Here is a 21,176-nt window from a genome sequence, read left to right as displayed (position 1 = left end):
CGAGCCGCCGCGCGGCGAGCGCTAGCGCCAGATCAGTGCCGGAAGACCCGGACGCCGGTGAAGGCCATGGCGATGCCCTTCTCGTCGGCGGCGGCGATGACTTCTGCGTCGCGCATCGAGCCGCCCGGCTGGATCACCGCCGTGGCGCCCGCGGCGACCGCTTCCAGCAGGCCGTCGGCGAAGGGGAAGAAGGCTTCCGACGCGCAGGCCGAACCCTCGGCCAGCGAGGTGGTCAGGCCCTTGGCCTCACCGGCTTCCCTGGCGCGGATGGCGGCGATGCGGGCCGAGTCGCGGCGGTTCATCTGGCCGGCGCCGATGCCCGCCGTCTGGCCGTCCTTCGCATAGACGATGGCGTTGGACTTCACGTGCTTGGCCACGGTGAAGGCGAACAGCATGTCCTGGATTTCGGTCGGCGTCGGCTGGCGGCGCGTGACGATCTTCAGGTCCGACGGCTTGATCAGCGACCGGTCGCGGCTCTGGACCAGGAAGCCGCCGGCGACCGAGCGGAAGACCTCGCCCGGCCCATGGGGATCAGGAAGGCCGTTGGTGATCAGCAGGCGCAGGTTCTTCTTGGCGGCGAAGACGTCCTTCGCCTCATCGTCGGCGCCGGGGGCGATGACGACTTCGGTGAAGATCTCGGTGATGGCGCGGGCGTCGGCCCCGGTCAGCACGCGGTTGACCGCGATCACTCCCCCAAACGCGGAGACGGCGTCGCACTCGAGCGCGCGGGCGTAGGCTTCCGACAGGTCCTTACCGACCGCTACGCCGCAGGGGTTGGCGTGTTTGACGATGACGACGGCGGGCTGCTCGAACTCGGCCACCAGCTCATAGGCGGCGTCTGCGTCGGCGATGTTGTTGTAGCCCAGCTCCTTGCCCTGGATCTGGGTGGCGTAGGCGACCCCGGGGCGGGCCTCGCCCGTGCGGTAGAAGGCGCCCGTCTGGTGCGGGTTCTCGCCGTAGCGCAGGGTCTGGGCCAGCGAACCGGCGATGGATTTGCGCGCCGGAGCCTCGTCGCCGACCTGACCGGCGAACCAGCCCGAGACGGCGGCGTCATAGGCGGCGGTGCGGGCGAAGGCACGGGCGGCCAGACGCTTGCGCAGTTCCAACGTGGTCGCGCCGTCGGCCTTGAGGGCTTCCAGCACCTGATCGACGGCGTCCTTGTCGACGCAGACGGCGACATAGCCGTGGTTCTTGGACGCCGAGCGGATCATCGCCGGGCCGCCGATGTCGATGTTCTCGACGGCGGCTTCAAAACCTCCACCGGAAGCCACGGTCGCCTCGAACGGATAGAGGTCGATCCAGGCGATATCGATGCCGCCGATGCCGTGCTCGGTCATGGCCCGGGCGTGGGACGGCTCGTCCCGAACGCCCAGCAGGCCGCCGTGCACGACGGGGTGCAGGGTCTTGACCCGGCCGTCCATCATTTCCGGGAAGCCGGTCAGATCGGCCACGTCCTTCACCGGCAGGCCGAAGCCCGCGATGGCGGCGCGGGTGCCGCCGGTCGAGACCAGTTCGACGCCCAGATCGTGCAGGGCGCGGGCGGCGTCCTCCAGCCCGGTCTTGTCGCTCAGCGAGATCAGGGCGCGCTTCGGCGCCACGCGGTTCGGCGCGGGGGGAAAGTCGGGAGCGGCGGGCATGGCGACGTCCGTGATCTGGAATGGGGTCGGGGAGACGCGCGGGGCTCTAGCACTGTCCGGCCAAGGATTGAACCTTGGAACCTCAGATCAGGTCAGAGAAATCCACCACCGCCACCGGAGCCCGGCCCATGGCGTCGAGCGCCTTGCGGAACTCGCCTTGCGCCAGCGCGGTCGTGGCGGTGTTGGTCAGCGGGTGGAAGTTGACGATCTCGGCGTCCCACAGGGCCTTGTCGAGGATGAAGGTCACGCGCTGATCGGGGTCGTTGATCAACGCAAGCGCCGTCACCGAGCCGGGCCGGACGCCGAGGGTCTCGTACAGCAGATGCTCGTTGCCGAAGGACAGGCGGTCCGAGCCGATGGTCTTGGGCGCGCGCTTCAGGTCGACCACCGTGTCCTGCCGGGCCGAGATCAGCCACAGCTTCCCCTTCTTGTCCTTGAGGAACAGGTTCTTGGTGTGGGCGCCGGGCATGGCGGCCTTGAGCTCCAGCCCTTCCTCGACCCGGAAGACGGCGGGGTGATCATGGGTGGTCTGCGCGATCCCCTGCTCGGCCATCCACGCCAGCAGCCGGTCGCGGTCAAAGGCGGGCTCGGCGACAGGAGCGGCAGCGGTCGGGTTGTCTTCGGTCATCTGGCTTCGGTAGGGAGGAGGGGACGTATTCGCTTACCCGCCGGAGACCGCCCGTGGAACTGGAATGCTATCCGATGTCGCCGCAGCCGCCTGATCTGGTCCCGGGCCGGGTCTCGCGCGACTGGATGGACGCCTTCGCCCAGCGACACCCCTATCGCTGCCTGCCGCTGAACATGGCCAACACCACGGGCTGGGAGATCCAGTGCCCGTTCACCTTCACGGCCGAGTGGAACGGCGGCCCGTCGCAGGCCGACATCACGATCACGCCGGAGCGGCCGACGCCGCGTTTGAACCACTTTGTGACGTCGCACTTCTCGCGTGGGGTGCTGACCCTGCATCCGCAGTATCTGTTCCGCACCCCACCGGGCTGGGGGATGCTGGCGGGCGGGGCGCCGAACCATGTGAAGGACGGCATCCAGCCGCTGACCGGCCTGATCGAGACCGACTGGCTGCCCTTCCCCTTCACCATGAACTGGATCTTCACCCGCCCCGGCAAGGTGACGTTCAAGAAGGGAGAGCCCTTCTGCTTCATCACCCCGTTCGAGCATCGCAAGGTCGAAACCCTGGAACCGGTGATCCGGACGCTGGAGTCAAACCCCAATATGAAGGGTCAATACGAGGCCTGGCTGAAGGCGCGCGGCGAGTTCAATACCGCGCTGGCCGCCGGTGATCCGGAGGCCGTGAAGGAGCAGTGGCAGCGCTTCTACTTCAAGGGCGAAATTCCCCAGAATCTGGGTTCGGCGCCCGCGACCCACACCAACAAGCGGCGGCTGAAAGCTCCGCGCGTGGGGTGAAAAAGAGGCCCCGTCGGCGAACCGGCGGGGCCTCCTCATTTCAGTCCGACGAGTCTCAGCCGCGCGGCACGCGGGAGCCGAGGTTGTTGACCACCTCGCGGGCGTCGAAGGCGTTCGGATCGCCGGCGGGCTTGGCGCCCCGGCCCAGGACGATCTCGGCGGTAGCCTCGAACCGGTCGATCTCCCGCACGTCAAAGTCCGGGCCGAACGGGTCGCGATAGCCCCACGGGCTCCACAGCCCGCGACGCTGATAGCGCCAGGACGGACCCCAGAAGGGGCTGTAGCGGTCATAGTAGAAGGGATCGGGCGTCGCCTGCAGGCGGACGTCCCGGTCCGTCGCGCGATTGACGGTGGCGAACCAGTCGTGGCCGCTCTCCAGCGTCAGTTCGGCGGCGCGCAGCAGCAGCGACATCTCGACCTGCTCTCGCGAGGTCACGGAGTTGCCGGCGAAGCTGACACGATAGCGGTCGGCGTCGACGCGTTGCTCGGAATAGCCGTAGCGGCTGTTGGGGCCGGCCGGGCCGTAGGGGGTGGCGGTGGCGCAGGCGGACAGGGCGAGCGCCGCCGCCGTCACCAGCAGTACGGGCTTGAGGAAACGGGTGTTCATCGGATGCTCCTTGAACGCGAAACTACGCGCTCCCTTGGCTGAACGGTACATGAACGTCGCCGGTTCCGGGATGCGGCAAACGGCTATAAACGCGAAAGAATAAGCACGGCGGCGGCGATCAGCAGAACGCCTGTCAACAGGGCGAAGCCCTTGCGAAATCCGGGTTCGGACATCCGCCGCGCAAGGGCCGCGCCACCCAGACCGTATGCGGACATGCTGATCACGTCCATGCCGATGGTGGCCAGGGCGAACAGGGCCAGCTGGGGCGCCGCCGGACGGTTCACGTCCAGAAAGGGCGGCAGGACAGCGGTGAAGAAGAGGATGGCCTTGGGGTTGGCGATCTGGACCATGAAGCCGTCGACAATCGCGCTGCGGCCCATCTTCACGGTCGGCGCATCGGGATCGGCGGCGGTGGCGAAGGCGCCGCGCAGGGCCTTGTAGCCCAGCCAGCCGACATAGAGGGCGCCCGCGACCGAGATGAAGCGGAAGACGTCAGGAAAGGCGACAACCAGGGCGCCGAGACCCAGCGCCGCCGCGCCGAACCACACAAGCGTGGCGGCGTTCATGCCGATCACGCCCGCCATGGCTCCGGCCTTGCCGCGCTGGATGCCGTTGGCGACCGAGAAGACATTGGCCGGTCCCGGCGTGATCGCCATGACGGCCATCACTCCAAGGAAGGTCGCGTAGAGGTGTGGATCGACAGGCAGGACCATGCGCCGATCCTGTCGGACCGACGCTGTTCCGGGTCAAGCGTCCAGATGGATCAGCGGACTTCGGCGCGGACCGGGACCGCGACGGGCGTCGTGACGGTCGTGGCGGCGGTGACCGGAACGGCCGCATCCTCATCGTCGCCCAGATCAATGCTGATCTCGCCTCCGGTCGCCTCATCAATGGCGTCCATGGCCTCGCCCAGCGCGTATTCGGCCATCAGGCCGTAGGTCGCCATATGTTCGGGATCGTTCGAGGCCCAGGCGCCGTTGGTCGCGATGCCGGTGGCGGCGCCGAGGGCTCCGGACTCCTCCACCGCCGTCATCGCCTCGGCGACGATGCCTTCGATATCCACCTCGGCAAGAGCCGCGCCCGCGATGGCGCCGACGTGTTCGGTCACCGTGGCGGTGAAGGCGGCGACGTCCGGCTCATACTCGGCCCACAGGGCGGCGATGCGGGTCTTCTTTTCCAGCTCGGTGAGGTTGGCGTCTTCGGAGATGGCGTCGGCGCGTTCGCCGAAGGCTTCCATGCGCGCCTCAAACCGTTCGGCGGCGGCTTCCACCGCGGCTTCGGCGGCGTCGGACGACGCGCCTGGCGCGGTTTGGGGGTCGGCCGCGAGCGCCGCCGACAGCGGCAGGACGGCGAGGGCGGCGGCGAGGGACAGGGCCTTGATCATCGAAGGACTCCAGCGAAGGGCAGGACTGAAGGGTCCGCCCAACGCCGGTCGATCTCAAGTGAAATCGCGGTAAGGCTTATTCGCCGTCCGGATCTTCGCCCGTCACAAGGGCCTGGGTGATCTGCGCCGACACCATGGTGCTGACCATGGCGGCGGCCTGGGCGGCTTCCTCGGGCGAGGCGCCCTCGGCGGCGGCCTTGATCAGCATGAGCCCCTGCAGGGCCGAGTTGAACTCATCCAGCACCGGCTGATGTTCGGCGATCATGGCGCGGATGCGGGTTTCCTTGTCAGCGGCCGACAGGCTCGCATCGGCGCGGACGGCGGCGGCGCGCGGCTCAAGATCCTCCATGACCTCCTGCAGCGCTTCGCCGGCGGCTTCGACGCGGACCATGATGGCCTGTTCTTCCGGCGTCGGTGCGGGCGCGGGGGCCGGCGCCGCCGGGGGCGCGGGCGGGGCCGCGGGAGCCTGTTGGGCGAAGGCCGGGGTGGCGAGGGTCAGGGCGGCGGAGGCCGCCAGAACGATGCGCAAGGACATCGGGTATCCGATCAATACAAAAAGGCCACGGCGGCCGTGAGGCCTACCGTGGCGCATTTCGTCACCGCGTGCGAGCCGGATTTGCGGCCCAGCTTCAGCTCCTGTCGCGGGCGTCGCGCTTGCCCAGCACGCGCAGGCGCAGGGCGTTCAGCTTGATGAAGCCCTCGGCGTCGTGGTGGTCATAGGCCTGGACGCCTTCCTCGAAGGTGACGAGGTCCTGATCGTACAGGCTCTGGCTGCTCTCGCGGCCGATGACGGTGGCGTTGCCCTTGTAGAGCTTGACCCGAACCGTGCCGGAGACCTTTTCCTGCGACTTGTCGATGGCGGCCTGGAGCATCTCGCGCTCGGGCGCGAACCAGAAGCCGTTGTAGATCAGGTGGGCGTATTTGACGGCCAGCTCATCCTTCAGGTGCATGGCGCCGCGGTCGAGGGTGATCGACTCGATGCCGCGGTGGGCGGCCAGCAGGATGGTCCCGCCCGGGGTCTCGTAGACGCCGCGCGACTTCATGCCGACGAAACGGTTTTCGACGAGATCCAGACGGCCGATGCCGTTGTCGTGACCGTACTGGTTCAGGGCGGTCAGGATCGTCGCCGGGCTCATGGCCTCGCCGTTGATCGAGACGGCGTCGCCCTTCTCGAAACCGATTTCGATGACGGTCGCCACGTCCGGCGCGTCTTCCGGCGAGAGGGTGCGCTGGTGGACGAACTCGGGGGCCTCGACCGCCGGGTCTTCCAGCACCTTACCTTCGGACGAGGAGTGCAGCAGGTTGGCGTCGACCGAGAACGGGGCTTCGCCGCGCTTGTCCTTGGCGATCGGAATCTGGTGCTTTTCGGCGAAGTCCAGAAGGGCCTCGCGCGACCTGAACTCCCACTCGCGCCAGGGGGCGATGACGTGGATGTCCGGGTCCAGACCGTAGTAGCCCAGCTCGAAGCGGACCTGATCGTTCCCCTTGCCGGTCGCGCCGTGGCAGACGGCGTCGGCGCCGACCTGTTTGGCGATCTCGATCTGGCGCTTGGCGATCAGCGGACGCGCGATCGAGGTGCCGAGCAGGTACTTGCCCTCGTACAGGGCGTTGGCGCGGAACATCGGGAAGACGAAGTCGCGCACGAACTCCTCGCGCAGGTCGTCGATGAAGATGTTCTCGGGCTTGATGCCCAGCTTCAGCGCCTTTTCGCGCGCCGGCCCGAGCTCCTCGCCCTGACCCAGATCAGCCGTGAAGGTGACGACCTCGGCGTTATATTCGGTCTGCAGCCACTTCAGGATGATCGAGGTGTCCAGACCGCCGGAGTAGGCGAGCACGACCTTCTTGACGGGCTTCTTGGGGGCGGAGGACGACATGGGCAGAATCCTTCGGCGAACGCGGGGAGGCGTTCCTTCTATTGCGCGCGCTTAAAGGGCCAGACGCCCCGCGATGCAAGGGCCGGATTGGGGCGTGGCCGGGTCTGGTTCGAATTCTTCCCCGCTCTCGCCGAGTGATCTTCCAGATCGCCGATGCTCCGTGGCGAAATTCTCTTGTGGATCACCGCGTTTTTCCCGCCCCGGGATTTCCGCGCCATTCAATAGGTAGTCCACTGTAAAACATAAGGAATATGAACAGACCGGCGTTCCGCGGGTAAGATTCGGTCAATGTCTCGGAAGGGGGGCCTTAAGCATTCGCGCGCAAGGTAGGGTCGTGATCCCCAACCGTGCTCCGTCCCCGGTCGACAAGCTGGCGCTCGCCGTCGTGCACCAGCCTGAACGCGCCCTGCCCGCGCCCGCCGGTGCGCGCGAGGAGGCTCTGCGCTTCCTGCTGCAGACGGCCGCCGACGCGGGCGTGAATCTGGTGGCGACCCGGCCGGACGGGGATGGCGAGCGTCTGCTGGGTCAGGCCTGGCCCTTCCCGTCGCCTTTCCGTGTGACGGTCCGCACCGTCTCCATCGAGGAGGGCGTGGACCGGGTCGAGGCCCGCGCCCGGCGTTCGCTGGAGCGGATGGGCCTGCCGCGGGGCGACACCCTGCTGGCCTCCAAGGCCTCGGATCTGGTCGGCGCCGAAGGTCGCGCGCTCTGGGATCGTATGCAGGCGCTGAAGGATCGCGGCCTGTTCCGCCGCATCGGTTTCTGCGCCACCGTCGAGGACGGCCCGGCGCTGCTGGCCCGCCGCTTCCAGCCAGACGTGGTCCAGCTGCCCTGCAACCTGCTGGACCAGCGCGTCCACCGGACCGGGATTCTGGACGAGATCGCCGATCTGGGCGCCGCCATTCACCTGTCGTCCGTGTTCGCGGGCGGGGTGATGTTCATGAGCGGCGACGCCTTGCCGCCCGAGATGGCGCATCATGCGCCGCAGCTGTCGCGCATCCGCCGCCGACTGGCCGAGGCCCGCGTCGATCCGATGCAGGCGACGTTGGCCTATACGCTCGGCTTGCCGCAGGTGTCGGCGGTGGTCGCCAGCGCGGCGTCCGCCGCCGAGGTTCGCGCCATTCTGGCCGCCGCCCACGCGCCAGCGCCGGCGCTGGACTGGCAACTGCTTCAGCTTGAGCACCCGGCCGCCGTAGCGGCCGGGCCTCGCGCCCGGATCAGTAGCGCAGCCTGATCCCGACGTAGCCGGAACGGCCCGGCTCGCCGTAGCCCAGCACCTGCTGGTAGTGCTCATCCGCCAGATTCTCGACGCGCGCCGTCAGGGTGATGTGATCGGTCAGGTCGTAGGCCGCATTCACATTGGCCGTGACGAAGCCCTCGCGGACACCACCACTGTCATCCTGATCGCCTTCCGCCCGCACGGTCAGGGCGCCGGACAGCCGGTCGCCCGTCCAGCCGAGGGTGACCGAACCGGCGTGTTCCGGCACGCGCAGCAGGCGGGCGCCGGTGGTCTCGTCCTTCGCGTCGGTCCAGGCGTAGGCCAGGCTCAGGTCGAAGCCGTTGATCAGCGCCGCCCGGCCCTCCAGCTCGACCCCGTCCGTCGCCGTCTCGGCGATGTTGACGTAATAGCTGTCGAAGGTGGTCGTATCGAAGAAGAAGCTGATCTGGTCCTCGACCTTCAGACGATAGACCGTGGCCCGGCCCTCGATACGGCCATCGGCCGAACGCCAGCCGATGGCGGCTTCCAGCCCTTCAGCCTTTTCCGGACGCAGGGTCGGGAAGGGGATGGCGGCGAAGCAGAAGTCGCAGGCCGCCTGACTGACCGACGGCGCCTTGAAGCCCGTGCCGTAGGCGCCGGACAGGGTGAAGCCCGGACCGAAGTCCCACGCCGCCGAGACGCGCCCGGTGGTCTTCGAGCCGAAGTCGGTGTCGTCAAAACGCAGGCCGCCGGTGACGCTCAGGGCGTCCGTGACCTGATAACGGCCGGTGGCGAAGGCCGCAGTACTCTCCAGGCTGACGTCGGCGCCGGTCGACAGGCTGCCTTCGCTCTCTTCGCGTTCCAGACCGAAGGCGTAGGTGGCCGCGCCGGTCTCGCCGTTGGCCTGCCAGCGCCAGGCCTGACGGTTGGCGTCGAAGACGCCGCCGAAGACGCTGAAGGTCTGGCGTTCGATGTCCGAGCCCGAGACGCTGAACTGATGTTGCAGGCCCAGAGCATCGACGGTGGCGCGGACCACGCCCGACCATTGCTCGGACTCCGACCGGTCGCCGTTGTCGGCGATGGGGAAGCCGTTATCGAGATCAGCCTCGCTTCGCGACCAGCGGGCCGAGGCGTCCAGCTTCACCGCCGGGGAGACGGCGTAGCGGCCACGCAGGCCCACGGTGGTGTTGTCGAAGCCGTCGGCTTCCGGATTGCCGTCGGCCTCGTCCGCGACCGAGATCCCGTCAGTGGTGAAGCGGGAGACATAGCCGCCCAGCGCCCAGGTCTCGTTGGCCGTGCCGACGGCGATACGACCGCGCAGGGTGTCGAAGTCGCCGGCCTCTGCCTCGGCGCGCAGGCCGTTGATCTCTCGGGTGGTGAAGGCGATCACGCCGCCGATGGCGTCGGAGCCCCACAGCGAGGACTGCGGGCCTGACAGGACCTCGATGCGCTCGACATCGCCCAGGTCGAAGCCCGAGACATCATAGGCGCCGTTGGGCTCGGCCGCATCGTTGACCGGGGCGCCGTCGACCAGAACCAGTGTCTTGCCCGGGGTAGCTCCGCGCATGCGGACCTGGGCGACACCCCCGAACGCTCCTGACCGTGTCACGGACAGGCCGGGCACGTCGGTCAGTATGTCGGCGGCGAAGACGGCGCCGCGCTGCTGGATCGTATCGGCGTCGATGACGCGGGCGCCCGGGGTCTCGGCGACGATGGCCGGGATGCGGGTCGCGGTGACCACGACTTCAGGAAGCTCATCCGATGACCGGGCGAAGACGGGCGAGGCGAGGGCGGCGGTCAGGGCCGCCGTGGAGAGGAGAATGGAGCGCTTCATTGAGCGAGGACCCCTTGTCGGCCCCGCGAAGACGCGCGTGGGGCCGTATATGAGCGAGCCGATCCGCCGGGCCTGAATGGTCCGGACGGCGCAAGATCGGGTCGCTGCGACGGAAGTCCCCGCGCCTCTGTCTGGTCCCGGACAGGAGCGAGCGACATCGGCGGCCAGGTCTCCTGGCTTGCGGGTCAACAAGCGAAGCCCTCGCCTTCCCGGCCCGAAGACCAGTGGCGCCGGGGCGAACCCCGGACGGACGACGCTCTCGCCGCCTACAGTTGCGGGCACAGCCGCGGTGTCTGACCGCGTTCCCTTAACCGCCGGTGCGGCTTGTCGCAGCGCGAAGACGCTTGTGCAAGACAGGCGGATCACGCTTGAGACGACGGGCCTGATCCGTCACCCTGTCGCCACGCATGAACGCTCCCCTCGCTCACCCGCCGCAAGCCGACGCCGTCCCATCCGTGGAGGGCGCGACGCCGTTCATGGCGCAGTATCTGACGGCCAAGGCCGGGCAGCCGGACGCGATCCTGTTCTTCCGGATGGGCGACTTCTACGAGCTGTTCTTCAAGGACGCCGAGATCGCGGCGGCGGCGCTGGGCATCACCCTGACCAGGCGAGGCAAGCATCAGGGCGAGGACATCCCGATGGCGGGCGTGCCGGTGCACGCGCTGGACGGCTATCTGGCGCGGCTCATCCGGCAGGGGTTCAAGGCGGCGATCTGCGAACAGCTGGAAGACCCGGCCGAAGCCAAGAAGCGCGGCTCCAAGTCGGTGGTGCAGCGCGGTGTCGTGCGGGTGGTCACGCCGGGCACCCTCACCGAGGACAGCCTGCTGGATGCGCGCGGCGCCAACCGGCTTGCGGCCGTGGCCGTGCGCAAGGGGCGGGCCGCCGTGGCGGTGGTCGAGCTGGCCGGCGGCGTGGTCGATGTGGTCGCCTGTTCCCTGGACGACCTCGGCGCGACCCTGGCCTCGTTCCGGCCGTCGGAAGTTCTGGTGCCGGACCGCCTGTTCTCGGATGAGGAGACCAAGGACGCCCTGAACAGTTCGGGCGGGGTGGTGCAGGCCCTGCCGCAGGCGCTGGCCGAACCCGTCGGCGCCAAGGTGCGGGTCGAGCGGCTGTACGGCGTCGCCTCGCTGGACGGGTTCGGGGCGTTTGAAGAGGCCGAGGTTTCGGCGCTGGGCCTGATCGCGGCCTATCTGGAAACGACGCAGGCGGGTAAGATACCGGCCCTGACACCGCCGCGTCGGTCGGGCGACACCGGCTTTCTGGCCATCGATCCGGCGACCCGCCTCAGCCTCGAGATTGATCGCACCCAGCGGGGCGAGCGCGACGGCTCCCTGCTGGCCTGCATCGACCGGACGGTGACGTCCGGCGGGGCGCGGGCGCTGGCCGAACGGATCGCCCGGCCCCTGCGCGACCCGGTCGCCATCAATCATGGACTCGATGCGGTCGAATGGCTGCTGGAGCGGCGCGACCTGAGACGGGACTTGCGCGACGGGTTGAAGGCGTCGTCGGATGTGGCGCGGGCGGTGTCGCGACTGGTGCTGGGCCGGGGCGGGCCGCGCGATCTGGCCGCCATCCGCAACGGCCTGTCCATCGCAGGGAGGATCGCGGGCCTGTTCCCGCCGGTCGCCGATCCCCTGACCGGACCGCCGCCGCGTATCGCGGCCTGCATCGACCGGTTGACGCTCTCGCCGGACCTCGGCCGCCTGCTGGCCGATCTGGGCGCCGGACTGGTGGCCGAGCCGCCGCATCTGGCGCGTGACGGGGGCTTCGTGAACCCCGACTTCCGGCCCGAGCTGGATGAGGCGCGACGCCTGCGCGACGACAGCCGTCGGGTGGTCGCCGATCTGGAGGCCCGCGCCGTCGCCGAATCCGGCGTAGCCTTCAAGATCAAGCACAACGCCGTGCTGGGCTATTTCCTCGAGACCAGCGCCAAGGCCGCCGAGCCCCTGCTGCGTCCGACGGAGGAAAGCCCCTTCATCCACCGCCAGACCCTGGCCAATCAGGTTCGCTTCACGACGGTGGAACTGTCGGAGCTGGATGCGAAGATCAGTCAGGCCGGGCATCGGGCGCTGGCCATCGAGGGCGAGACCTTCGAAATCTGGCGGCGCACGGTCCAGACCCTGTCGCAGCCGCTTCAGGCCGTGGCCGAGGCGCTGGCCGAGCTGGACGCCCACGCGGCTCTGGCGGAATGGGCGGAAGAGGTGGGGGCGGTGCGGCCGTCGGTGGATGACACCCTGTGTTTCGAGGTCACCGCCGGGCGCCACCCGGTGGTCGAGGCGGCGGTGAAGGCGGCGGGCGATCCCTATACGCCCAACGATTGCCGTCTGGACGGATCGGGTGCGGGGTGCGCCAGGCTGTCGATCGTCACCGGTCCGAACATGGCGGGTAAATCGACCTTCCTGCGCCAGAACGCGCTTCTGGTGGTGCTGGCCCAGGCCGGGGCCTTCGTGCCCGCGCGGGCGATGCGGCTGGGCGTGGTCGACCGACTGTTCAGCCGCGTCGGCGCCGGAGACGATCTGGCGCGCGGGCGCTCCACCTTCATGATGGAGATGGTCGAGACCGCCGCGATCCTGACTCAGGCCACCGACCGGTCGTTCGTGGTGCTGGACGAGATCGGGCGGGGCACGGCCACCTATGACGGTCTGGCCATCGCCTGGGCGACGGCGGAGGCCCTGCACGACCGCAACCGGGCCCGGACGCTGTTCGCCACCCACTATCATGAGCTGGCGGCGCTGGAGACGCGGCTGACCCACGTCTGCAATCTGTCGATGCGGGCCAGGGAATGGAACGGCGAGCTGGTCTTCCTGCACGAGGCCGCGCCGGGCGCCGCCGACCGCTCCTATGGCGTGCAGGTGGCCAAGCTGGCGGGCGTGCCCGGCCCGGTCGTCGCCCGCGCACGCGAGGTGCTGGACCGGCTGGAAAGCGACAAGGCCGCCGGCGCCAACCTGAACGACCTGCCGTTGTTCGCGGTCAATGAGCCGCCCGCGCCGGAACCGGCAAGATCTTCGGCCGTGGATGAAGCCTTGCGGGGCATCGAGCCGGATGATCTCACGCCGCGCGAAGCCCTGGAGGCCCTGTATCGCCTCAAGGGCCTGTCAAAGGGAATGGAGGGTCGGTGACCGACATTCTTGACGCACGGCTCGTCGAGGCGGCCGTGGCGTCGGACGTCCGCAAGGCCGTGGCGGCGATCCTGCGTGAAAGCTGGGACGCCGGGCGGGGGAGGGCGGCGCGACGGCTGGAGGCAGGCGGCGACGGCGTCGAGGTGGCGCGCCTGTATTCGGACGCCGCGGACGACATGCTGACCGCCCTGTGGCGGTTCACGACCGAGGTTCTCTATCCGGCCTACAATCCGACCGAGGCCGAACGGCTGAGCCTGATCGCCGTCGGCGGCTACGGCCGGGGCGTGCTGGCGCCGTTTTCCGATCTGGATCTGTTGTTCCTGCGACCGTGGAAATCCATTCCCCGGTCGGAGCAGGTGATCGAGTTCATGCTCTATGTCCTGTGGGATCTTGGGGTGAAGGTCGGGCAGGCGGCGCGGTCGGTGGACGAGTCCCTTTCGCTGGCGAAGACCGACATGACGGTGCGAACCGCCCTGCTCGAAGCGCGACCTCTGGCCGGGGACATGGCGCTGACCGATGATTTCATCAGCCGCTTCCGCGCCTTCGTGCTGAAGGCCGATCCCCGCCCCTTCATCGCCGCCAAACTTGAAGAGCGGAATGTCCGTCACCAGAAGACCGGGGCGGTGCGCTACCGGGTCGAGCCGAATGTTAAGGACGGCAAGGGCGGGCTGCGGGATCTGAACACCCTGTTCTGGATCGCCCGCTCGCTGGCGCCGGAAAGTCCGCTGGGCGCCCGGGTCATGGATGATCTGCTGACCTCCCGTGAGCGTCGCACGTTCGAGGAATCGTTCGACTTCCTGTGGCGCACGCGGGCGCATCTGCATCTGGTCGCGGGGCGGGCCGAGGAGAAGCTGACCTTCGATCTTCAGCCCGAGGTGGCCCGCCGGATGGGCTGGCAGGGACGGGGGGATGAACCCGCCGTCGAACGCTTCATGCGCCGCTACTTCCTTGTCGCCCGTGACGTCGGCGCCCTGACCCGGGCCATGTCGGCCAAGCTGGAGGCGCGGCATCAGAAGCGGGCGATGAGCCTGTCGCGTCTGATCCCCGGCCGGAAGCGGAACCTCGGTGTCGAGGGCTTCATCGAGGTGGCGGGACGGCTTTCGGTGACGGGGCCGGAGGTCTTCGCCGAAGACCCCGCAAAGCTGCTGACCCTGTTCCGGATCGCCGACGAGCATGATCTGGACCTGCACCCGGAGGCCTTCTCGGCGGTGACGCGGTCCTTGTCGCTGGTGACGCCGTCGCTGCGGCGCGATGCGGAGGCGACGCGGGCGTTTCTGGATATCCTGACGGGGCAGCGGCCCTATCGTGTCCTGACCCTGATGAACGAGACGGGTCTGCTGGGCCGCTTCCTGCCGGAATGGGGACGGATCGTCGGCCAGACCCAGTTCAACATGTATCACGCCTTCACGGTGGACGAGCACACCCTGCAGGCCATCGGCATCATCAACGACATCTGGCGCGGCAAGCTGAAGGCCGAACATCCGACCGCGACCGAGATGGTCCACCGGATCGACGACTTCGAGGCCCTGATGCTGGCCATGCTGCTGCATGACGTGGGCAAGGGCGGGGATCGCGGGCAGCTGGAGGACGGCGCCATCTCCGCCCGTCGCGCCTGCGACCGGCTGGGAATCGATCCCAGACGAACCGAGTTCGTGGTCTGGCTGGTGCGCAACCATCTGGCCCTGTCGGACTACGCCCAGAAGCGGGATGTCTCCGACCCGGCGACCATCCGCGCCTTCGCCGAACTGGTCGGGGACCCCGAACGGTTGCGGACCCTGCTGGTGCTGACCGTGGCTGACGTCCGGGCGGTGGGGCCGGGGGTCTGGAACGGCTGGAAGGGCCAGCTGATGCGCGACCTGTATCAGCGCACCGAGGCGGTGTTCCGGGGCGAGAACGTGACCCGGGCGGACCCGCTGGCGGACTATCCTGATCTGGTGAAGCGCGCCGCCCAGTCCGGTGCGGCGGCCAGCATCATTACGGGGAGGCCGGACGATGAGGGCAATGAGCCTCTGGCCGCCGCCCGCATCGCCGTCGCGGCCAAGGACCGTCCGGGTCTGTTCGCCGATCTGGCGGCGGCGCTGGCGGCGGGCGGGGCCGACGTCGTCGGGGCGCGGGTGGCGACGGCGGAAGACGGCACCGCGCTGGACGTGTTCGAGCTTCAGGACGGATCGGGCGCGCCCTATGGCCAGGCGGAACCCCGTCGTCTGACCCGGCTGGTCTCGGCGCTCGAAGCGGCGGCGCGGGGCAAGGGCCTGACGCCCCCGCCGGAACCGCAACCGAACCCCCGGCGCGCGGCCTTCGATGTGCGTCCGGTGGCCCTGATTGATCTGGACGAGAGCCTCGATGCGGCGGTGATCGAGCTGTCCGGCGCTGACCGGCCCGGCCTGCTGGCCGAGCTGTCGCGGGTGCTGACCGACAACGGGCTGTCGATCCGCTCGGCCCATATCGCCGGTTTCGGCGAGCGGGCGGTGGACAGCTTCTATGTCACGGATGCGAAGGGCCGGCGCCCGAAAGCAGGACCCAGACTGGAGCGGTTGCGCGAGGCGTTGGAGGCGGTTCTGGATCGCCGCGACGCCAATGGTCGATCCGTCTCCACCCCGGTCCGGGCCAGCCTGCGGGACGTGTCGGAATTCGGTCGGAAACGCCCCGTATCGCCCCGCCCGGAAGCGCGCTAAGCCAGCGTCACACGTCCCTTCGAGTTCCCGATGAGCCTCGCCCGAAACACCCTGGTGCAAGCGACCCTGACGCTGGGGAGCCGCGTTCTGGGTTTCGCCCGCGATCTGGCCCTCTCGGCCCGGTTCGGTCAGGGGCCGATGATGGATGTGTGGGCGACCTGTCTGATGTTGCCCAACCTGTTCCGGCGTCTGTTCGCGGAGGGCGCCTTCGCCCAGGCCTTCGTGCCGGTCTACGGCGGCGTGAAGGCGCGCGAGGGCGACGAGGCCGCGACCGTCACCGCCTCCGAGGCGCTCAGCTTCATGTTCGCGGTGGTCGCGGGCTTCTGCATCGTTCTGCAGGTGCTGATGCCGTGGATCATGCCCTGGCTGCTGTCGGCCTGGCGGAGTGATGCGGAGGTGATGCGCGTCGCCGTGATCGCGACCCAGCTGGCCATGCCCTATCTGGCCTGCATGACCATCGCCTCCCTGCTGTCCGGCGTGCTGAACACGGGCGGACGGTTCGCCCTGTCGGCGGCGGTGCCCGCCTTCCTGAACGTCTGCACCCTGGTGCCGCTGCTGGCGCCCAGCGTCCTTGCGATGAGTCAGGAGACCACGCTTCTGGCCGCCGCGACGGCGGTGACGGTGTCGGGCCTGATTCAGGCGGGCCTGTTGTGGTGGGGCGTGCGCCGGTTGGGCGTGAAGCTGAAGCTGGGCATGCCGCGCCTGACCCCCAATGTGAAGAAGGCGCTGGCCCTCGCCGTGCCCGGCGCTCTGGCGGGCGGCGCCATGCAGATCAACTCGGTGGTCAGTCAGGTGCTGACCGGGTCGGACGAGGGCGCCCGCTCGGTGCTCTACAACGCCGACCGCCTGTACCAGCTGCCGCTGGGTCTGGTCGGGGTGGCGATCGGTCTGGCGCTGGTGCCGCGCCTGACCCGCGCCTTCGTGCAGGGCGATCATGAGGGGGGCCGCAAGACGCTGGACGACGGCGTGACCCTGGCCATGGCCTTCACCCTGCCCGCGGCGGTGGCCCTGTTCGTGATCCCGTTCTTCATCATCGACGCCACCGTGACCCGGGGCGCCTTCACCAGCGCCGACGCCGCGCGCACCGCTGACGTGCTGCGCCAGTTCGCCTGGGGCGTTCCGGCCTTCGTGCTGGCCAAGGTGTTGACCCCGCCCTTTTTCGCCCGCGAGGACACGCGCCGGCCGATGATCTTCGCCATCTCGGCGGTGGTGTTCACCGTCGTTGTCGGTTCGGCCCTGTTCTTCTGGCTGTCGGCCGCCGGTCGTGACGGGGTTCTGGGCCTCGCCATCGCCACCAGCCTGTCGGCCTGGCTGAACGTCGCCCTGCTGGGCGGGACGCTGATCCGTGAAAAGGCCTGGCACGCCTCGACGGCCTTCATTTCACGTATTTCCCGCGTCGTGCTGGCCAGCGCGGTCATGGCGGCGGTGCTGCTGGCCGCGAGCATCGGCTACGAGACCCTGAGCCGTCTGTTCCTCGCCAAGGAGATCGCCGTGCTGGTGGTCTGCGCGGTCGGGGCGGGTCTCTACGGCGTCTGTCTGCTGGCCTTCCGCGCCGTCAGCGTCGCCGAACTGAAGGCCGTGCTGCGGCGTGAGCCGGGCGCCTCGATTTCCTCCGGTCTGGACTGACCGACGGTGAGGCGATAAGCGCGATGGCATGATGATTTCGGGACCGACCTTCGCCGCGCCTCGATGGCGCCGCTGACCTGCTCCAGCACCTTGCCGCGCGCGTTTTCGCGCGTCTGATCCAGATTCCTCCCGAGTACCCGACCATGACCGATACCGTCCCGGCTCAATACACCGGCCCGCGCCGCATCCTGTCCGGCATCCAGGCCTCCGGCGCCCTGCATCTGGGCAATTATCTGGGCGCCCTGAAGCGCTTCACCCAGCTGCAGGACACAGGCGCGCCCTGCTTCCTGTTCGTGGCCGATCTGCACGCCATCACCGTGTGGCAGGACCCGGCCCTGCTGACCGCCCAGACCCGCGAGATCGCCGCCGCCTATCTGGCCTCGGGTCTGGACCCGGCGAAGTCGGTGATCTTCCCGCAATCGGCGGTTCGCGCGCACACTGAACTGGCCTGGATGTTCAACTGTGTCGCCCGCCTCGGCTGGCTGGACCGGATGACCCAGTTCAAGGAGAAGTCGGGCAAGCACAAGGAACGCTCGAGCGTCGGCCTGTACACCTATCCGGTGCTACAGGCGGCGGACATCCTGCTGTACAAGGCGACCGAGGTGCCGACCGGCGAGGACCAGAAGCAGCATCTGGAACTGACCCGCGACATCGCCGCCAAGTTCAACAACGACTTCAACGTCCCCGGCTTCTTCCCGCTGCCGGAACCCCTGACGCAGGGCCCGGCCCCGCGCGTGATGAGCCTGCGCGACGGGGCGGCCAAGATGAGCAAGTCCGATCCGTCGGACGCCTCGCGCATCAATCTGACCGACGACGCCGACACCATCGTCGCCAAGATCCGAAAGGCCAAGACCGACCCGGGCAACCTGCCGGAGGATGTCGAGGGTCTGAACGACCGGCCCGAGGCGAAGAACCTTGTGACCATCTATGCGGCTCTGGCCGACCTGACCCGGGAACAGGTTCTGGCCCGGTACGGTGGTCAGGGCTTCGGCGCCTTCAAGCCGGCGCTGGCCGAGCTGGCGGTCGAATCGATGGCCCCGGTCACCGCCGAGATGCGTCGTCTGATGGCCGACACGACCGAGATCGACCGGGTGCTGAAGGACGGGGCCGAACGTGCCGCCCAGATCGCTGACCCGGTGGTGGCCGAGGTGAAGAAGATCATCGGCTTCTGGGGCGCATAGCCATGATCTCAGCCACCGCTCTGGCCCTGTTCGTCGCTTTGCAAGTCGCACCTCCGATCATGCCTGCGCCGATGGTGGAGGCGCGGGCCGGGAGTCTGGAGTTCACCCAACCCCGGATCAACGTGGAGGGCTCGCAAGCGCCCTATGCGGCTGATTTCTGGGTGGTTGTGTCCAATCGCGGCGCGACGCCGGACCGGGTTGTCGAGATCGAGGCTCCGGGGAGTGTCGAGGGACCGATCATGGTCTATGTCCGCGATCGGCAAGAGGCGTTGATCCCGCAGGACGATCCGCTGTTGATTCCGCCGTCCGGTCCGACCGCCGCCATCGTGGTGGTACGGGCCTCCTTGGCTGGGCTGAGTGACGCGGAGCGATACTCGAACGGCGTGCCGATCCGGTTACGGTTTGAAAGGTCGGGCTGGGTCGATGTGGTCGCACGGCCGCCGCGGCCTGTGATCCGGCCCCAGCGGAACCCCGCGTCCAAGCCTTGATGCCGGGCGAATTGCGGACATCGTTTACGGGCTCCGAACTGGCGAACCCGATGTTGTGCAGTAGATCGCTGTAATGACGTCCAGCCACCCCCTCGACCGCGCCGTCTGGAACGCGCTGACCAGCCGTCAGGCGTCTCTTGCCCTTCATGTGGGCGGAGTCGTCCGCTTCGATCCGGCCTACGCCACCTTCGCCGCCGCCGGGCCGGACGCGCGCCCGGAAGATTGGTTGGCGCTGACCAAGGCGACCGGTCGCGCCGCCCTGTTTGAGGCCGATGCGGTTGTGCCGGAGGGTCTGGTCGAGGTGGACCGGATCGATTGCCTTCAGATGGTGGCCACCAACCTGTCAGCGGGCGGCAAGTTGATCGAGTTCGAAGCCCTGACTGACGCCGACGGGTCGGAGATGCTGGCGCTGGCGACCCTGACCCAGCCGGGACCGTTCTTTTCGAAGACCCATCTGCTCGGCCCCTTCATCGGCATCCGCCGCGAAGGCGTGCTGGTGGCCATGGCGGGCGAGCGGCTGAGCCTGGACGGGTTCAGCGAGATCAGCGGCGTCTGCACCCATCCGGACCATCGCGGCCACGGCTATGCCGGCGCCCTGATGCGCGCGGTGGGGCAGAGTATTCTGGATCGGGGCGACACTGTCTTTCTGCACGCGCGGATCGGCCACGCGGCGACCATCGCCTTCTACGAGACCCTCGGCTTCCGGCCCCGCACCACCCCCAGCTATGTGGTGATGGAGGCCGTTCCGGCGATCAGCTGACGCGGTCCAGACGAGCGACGAAGAAGCCGTCCACGCCGCCCTTTTCCGCCCACATGGACGGCAGGATGCGCAGCCAGCCCTCGGGCGTCAGGGCCTCTTCCGGCGCGCCCACCTCGGCGGGCACCGCAGGCGCCGTCCTGAAGGCCGGGTTGCGGCGCAGGAAGGCGATGATCTGGGTCTCGCCCTCCTCGCGTTCCATCGAGCAGACGCAATAGACCAGACGGCCGCCCGGCTTCACCCGCCCGGCGGCGGCGTCCAGCAGACGGTGTTGAACATCGGCCAGCTTGGCGACGTCGGCGGGCCTGGTGGCGCGCAGGACTTCGGGGTTGCGGCGGAAGGTGCCGGTGGCGGTGCACGGCGCATCCAGCAGGACGCCGTCGAAGGCGCGGTCGTCTTCCCAGTCCTCGGCGGGGACGGCGACCACTTCGGCGGACAGGCCTGTGCGCTGCAGATTGGCGTGCAGGCGCTTCAGCCGGCTTTCCGAGCGGTCCAGCGCCACGACGGAGGCGCCCGAGGCGGCCAGCTGCAGCGTCTTGCCGCCCGGCGCGGCGCACAGATCAATGATGGACTCGCCGGCCTTGGGGGCCAGCAGGCGGGCGGGCACGGCGGCGGCGGCGTCCTGCACCCACCAGCTGCCGGCTTCGAACTCGGGCCAGGCGGCCACATCGCCGCGGCGACCGGTGCGAACCGTGCCCCCGGGCAGAACCTCGCCGTCGACGACGTCCGCCAAAGCGGCTGCGTCCGTGCCGGGCTTCAGGCTCAGATCGGTCGGCGGTTCCTCGCGCGCGGCCAGAGCCAGGGCGATCAGGCCCTGTTCGCCCCAGGTCGCCTTCCAGCGGGCGGCGATCCAGTCGGGCAGGTTGCTCTCGGCGGTGGTCAGGCCGGGGCCGTCACGACCGATGCCGCGCAGCACGGCGTTGACGAGATTCTTGTAGGGACGGGTCTTGGTATCCCGCTCGGCCAGCTTCACGGCGGTCGAAACGGCGGCGAAGGCCGGGGTCTCGAGCACCAGCGTCTGGGCCAGGGCGATCCGCAGGATTGTGCGAACCGCCAGCGGCGGCGCCTTGTTGAGGCGGCGATCCAGAATCTGGTCGATCTCGCCCAGACGGCGCAGCGCGGCCATGGCGACGGCGCGGGCGAAGGCGCGGTCGGCTGGCGGCAGGGCCGACACCTCGCGGAACGTCAGGGCGGAATCCAGACCGCCCCGGCCCTCGAGCGCGGCGTTCAGCAGGATGCCGGCGGCCAGACGGGCCTCGACGCCGATGTCGGCGGCTTCATCGCGCGGGGCCTCGGCGCGCGGCGGGCGCGGGCCTCGGGCCTTTTCGGCCATGCGGCGTCCCCGGGCGGCGGAGTTCCGACCGCCGGTGTCGCGGG

The 21,176-nt window shown here is 69.0% G+C and carries 17 protein-coding genes and 1 riboswitch; of the genes, 8 read left to right on the top strand and 9 right to left on the bottom strand.

What is annotated here, in order from left to right; all coding sequences use genetic code 11:
- Positions 1 to 32: 32 nt before the first annotated feature.
- Positions 33 to 1,637 (bottom strand): bifunctional phosphoribosylaminoimidazolecarboxamide formyltransferase/IMP cyclohydrolase, encoded by a 1,605-nt coding sequence (gene purH / locus ACODRV_RS04815; RefSeq protein WP_141625277.1) that lies wholly within the window; start codon positions 1,635 to 1,637, stop codon positions 33 to 35.
- Between the two features lie 82 nt (positions 1,638 to 1,719).
- Positions 1,720 to 2,265: a prolyl-tRNA synthetase associated domain-containing protein gene (locus tag ACODRV_RS04810; RefSeq protein ID WP_488907603.1), complete on the bottom strand. Its 546-nt coding sequence runs from the start codon at positions 2,263 to 2,265 to the stop codon at positions 1,720 to 1,722.
- 53 nt (positions 2,266 to 2,318) lie between these two features.
- Here ACODRV_RS04810 and ACODRV_RS04805 point away from each other — a divergent pair, with 53 nt between their 5' ends.
- Entirely contained in the window at positions 2,319 to 3,059 is a 741-nt protein-coding gene (locus ACODRV_RS04805) for a DUF6065 family protein (RefSeq protein WP_141625275.1), read from the top strand.
- Positions 3,060 to 3,114: 55 nt separating this feature from the next.
- On the opposite strand, the gene ACODRV_RS04800 is transcribed toward ACODRV_RS04805, so the two are convergent.
- The 5 genes from ACODRV_RS04800 to ACODRV_RS04780 all read right to left on the bottom strand — a co-directional run bounded on the left by ACODRV_RS04800 (position 3,115) and on the right by ACODRV_RS04780 (position 6,924).
- Positions 3,115 to 3,666: a CC0125/CC1285 family lipoprotein gene (locus ACODRV_RS04800; RefSeq protein WP_141625274.1), complete on the bottom strand. Its 552-nt coding sequence runs from the start codon at positions 3,664 to 3,666 to the stop codon at positions 3,115 to 3,117.
- Positions 3,667 to 3,749: 83 nt separating this feature from the next.
- Positions 3,750 to 4,379: a LysE family translocator gene (locus tag ACODRV_RS04795; RefSeq protein ID WP_141625273.1), complete on the bottom strand. Its 630-nt coding sequence runs from the start codon at positions 4,377 to 4,379 to the stop codon at positions 3,750 to 3,752.
- Between the two features lie 50 nt (positions 4,380 to 4,429).
- Entirely contained in the window at positions 4,430 to 5,050 is a 621-nt protein-coding gene (locus tag ACODRV_RS04790) for a hypothetical protein (protein ID WP_488907602.1), read from the bottom strand.
- 76 nt (positions 5,051 to 5,126) lie between these two features.
- Positions 5,127 to 5,585 (bottom strand): hypothetical protein, encoded by a 459-nt coding sequence (locus tag ACODRV_RS04785; RefSeq protein ID WP_488907601.1) that lies wholly within the window; start codon positions 5,583 to 5,585, stop codon positions 5,127 to 5,129.
- A gap of 94 nt (positions 5,586 to 5,679) precedes the next feature.
- Entirely contained in the window at positions 5,680 to 6,924 is a 1,245-nt protein-coding gene (locus tag ACODRV_RS04780) for an argininosuccinate synthase (RefSeq protein ID WP_488907600.1), read from the bottom strand.
- Positions 6,925 to 7,258: 334 nt separating this feature from the next.
- Between ACODRV_RS04780 and ACODRV_RS04775 the strand changes: the two genes are divergently transcribed.
- Positions 7,259 to 8,155, top strand: a complete 897-nt coding sequence (locus ACODRV_RS04775; RefSeq protein WP_240811687.1) for an aldo/keto reductase — start codon at positions 7,259 to 7,261, stop codon at positions 8,153 to 8,155.
- Here the strand turns inward: ACODRV_RS04775 and ACODRV_RS04770 are convergent.
- Entirely contained in the window at positions 8,139 to 9,953 is a 1,815-nt protein-coding gene (locus tag ACODRV_RS04770; RefSeq protein WP_488907599.1) for a TonB-dependent receptor plug domain-containing protein, read from the bottom strand. The two genes, ACODRV_RS04775 and ACODRV_RS04770, sit on opposite strands and share 17 nt — an antisense overlap.
- A 146-nt stretch (positions 9,954 to 10,099) precedes the next feature.
- A riboswitch (cobalamin riboswitch) is annotated at positions 10,100 to 10,283 on the bottom strand.
- Positions 10,284 to 10,360: 77 nt separating this feature from the next.
- On the opposite strand from ACODRV_RS04770, the gene mutS reads away from it, so the two are divergent.
- The 6 genes from mutS (at position 10,361) to ACODRV_RS04740 (ending at position 19,802) form a co-directional block, all read left to right on the top strand.
- Positions 10,361 to 13,072: a DNA mismatch repair protein MutS gene (gene mutS, locus ACODRV_RS04765; RefSeq protein ID WP_488907598.1), complete on the top strand. Its 2,712-nt coding sequence runs from the start codon at positions 10,361 to 10,363 to the stop codon at positions 13,070 to 13,072.
- Entirely contained in the window at positions 13,069 to 15,747 is a 2,679-nt protein-coding gene (glnD, locus tag ACODRV_RS04760; protein WP_141628158.1) for a [protein-PII] uridylyltransferase, read from the top strand. Before mutS ends, glnD begins: the two co-directional genes overlap by 4 nt.
- A gap of 30 nt (positions 15,748 to 15,777) precedes the next feature.
- A complete protein-coding gene (gene murJ / locus ACODRV_RS04755; RefSeq protein WP_141628157.1) occupies positions 15,778 to 17,373 on the top strand; it encodes a murein biosynthesis integral membrane protein MurJ in 1,596 nt (531 codons plus the stop codon).
- A 143-nt stretch (positions 17,374 to 17,516) separates the two neighbouring features.
- Positions 17,517 to 18,554: a tryptophan--tRNA ligase gene (gene trpS, locus ACODRV_RS04750; RefSeq protein ID WP_141628156.1), complete on the top strand. Its 1,038-nt coding sequence runs from the start codon at positions 17,517 to 17,519 to the stop codon at positions 18,552 to 18,554.
- A 2-nt stretch (positions 18,555 to 18,556) separates the two neighbouring features.
- Positions 18,557 to 19,042 carry a hypothetical protein gene (locus ACODRV_RS04745; RefSeq protein ID WP_488907597.1) on the top strand — a complete coding sequence of 162 codons (486 nt, stop codon included), beginning with the start codon at positions 18,557 to 18,559 and terminating at the stop codon, positions 19,040 to 19,042.
- A 73-nt stretch (positions 19,043 to 19,115) separates the two neighbouring features.
- Complete coding sequence (locus tag ACODRV_RS04740; protein ID WP_488907596.1) at positions 19,116 to 19,802, top strand: GNAT family N-acetyltransferase; 687 nt, start codon at positions 19,116 to 19,118, stop codon at positions 19,800 to 19,802.
- Here the strand turns inward: ACODRV_RS04740 and ACODRV_RS04735 are convergent.
- The gene (locus tag ACODRV_RS04735) at positions 19,795 to 21,132 is read right to left on the bottom strand and encodes an RsmB/NOP family class I SAM-dependent RNA methyltransferase (RefSeq protein WP_488907595.1); all 1,338 of its coding nucleotides are present in this window, start codon (positions 21,130 to 21,132) and stop codon (positions 19,795 to 19,797) included. The two genes, ACODRV_RS04740 and ACODRV_RS04735, sit on opposite strands and share 8 nt — an antisense overlap.
- Positions 21,133 to 21,176 lie beyond the last annotated feature (44 nt).

The organism is Brevundimonas sp. FG8 (assembly GCF_057808845.1).
The sequence above is the reverse complement of the archived record's forward strand: the minus strand, read 5'-3'. Positions and strand labels throughout refer to the sequence as shown.

Coding starts and splice junctions, on each gene's coding strand:
- purH (WP_141625277.1), bottom strand. CDS start 1,637: ATGCCCGCCGCTCCCGACTTTCCCCCCGCGCCGAACCGCGTGGCGCCG.
- ACODRV_RS04810 (WP_488907603.1), bottom strand. CDS start 2,265: ATGACCGAAGACAACCCGACCGCTGCCGCTCCTGTCGCCGAGCCCGCC.
- ACODRV_RS04800 (WP_141625274.1), bottom strand. CDS start 3,666: ATGAACACCCGTTTCCTCAAGCCCGTACTGCTGGTGACGGCGGCGGCG.
- ACODRV_RS04795 (WP_141625273.1), bottom strand. CDS start 4,379: ATGGTCCTGCCTGTCGATCCACACCTCTACGCGACCTTCCTTGGAGTG.
- ACODRV_RS04790 (WP_488907602.1), bottom strand. CDS start 5,050: ATGATCAAGGCCCTGTCCCTCGCCGCCGCCCTCGCCGTCCTGCCGCTG.
- ACODRV_RS04785 (WP_488907601.1), bottom strand. CDS start 5,585: ATGTCCTTGCGCATCGTTCTGGCGGCCTCCGCCGCCCTGACCCTCGCC.
- ACODRV_RS04780 (WP_488907600.1), bottom strand. CDS start 6,924: ATGTCGTCCTCCGCCCCCAAGAAGCCCGTCAAGAAGGTCGTGCTCGCC.
- ACODRV_RS04770 (WP_488907599.1), bottom strand. CDS start 9,953: ATGAAGCGCTCCATTCTCCTCTCCACGGCGGCCCTGACCGCCGCCCTC.
- mutS (WP_488907598.1), top strand. CDS start 10,361: ATGAACGCTCCCCTCGCTCACCCGCCGCAAGCCGACGCCGTCCCATCC.
- murJ (WP_141628157.1), top strand. CDS start 15,778: ATGAGCCTCGCCCGAAACACCCTGGTGCAAGCGACCCTGACGCTGGGG.
- trpS (WP_141628156.1), top strand. CDS start 17,517: ATGACCGATACCGTCCCGGCTCAATACACCGGCCCGCGCCGCATCCTG.
- ACODRV_RS04745 (WP_488907597.1), top strand. CDS start 18,557: ATGATCTCAGCCACCGCTCTGGCCCTGTTCGTCGCTTTGCAAGTCGCA.
- ACODRV_RS04740 (WP_488907596.1), top strand. CDS start 19,116: ATGACGTCCAGCCACCCCCTCGACCGCGCCGTCTGGAACGCGCTGACC.
- ACODRV_RS04735 (WP_488907595.1), bottom strand. CDS start 21,132: ATGGCCGAAAAGGCCCGAGGCCCGCGCCCGCCGCGCGCCGAGGCCCCG.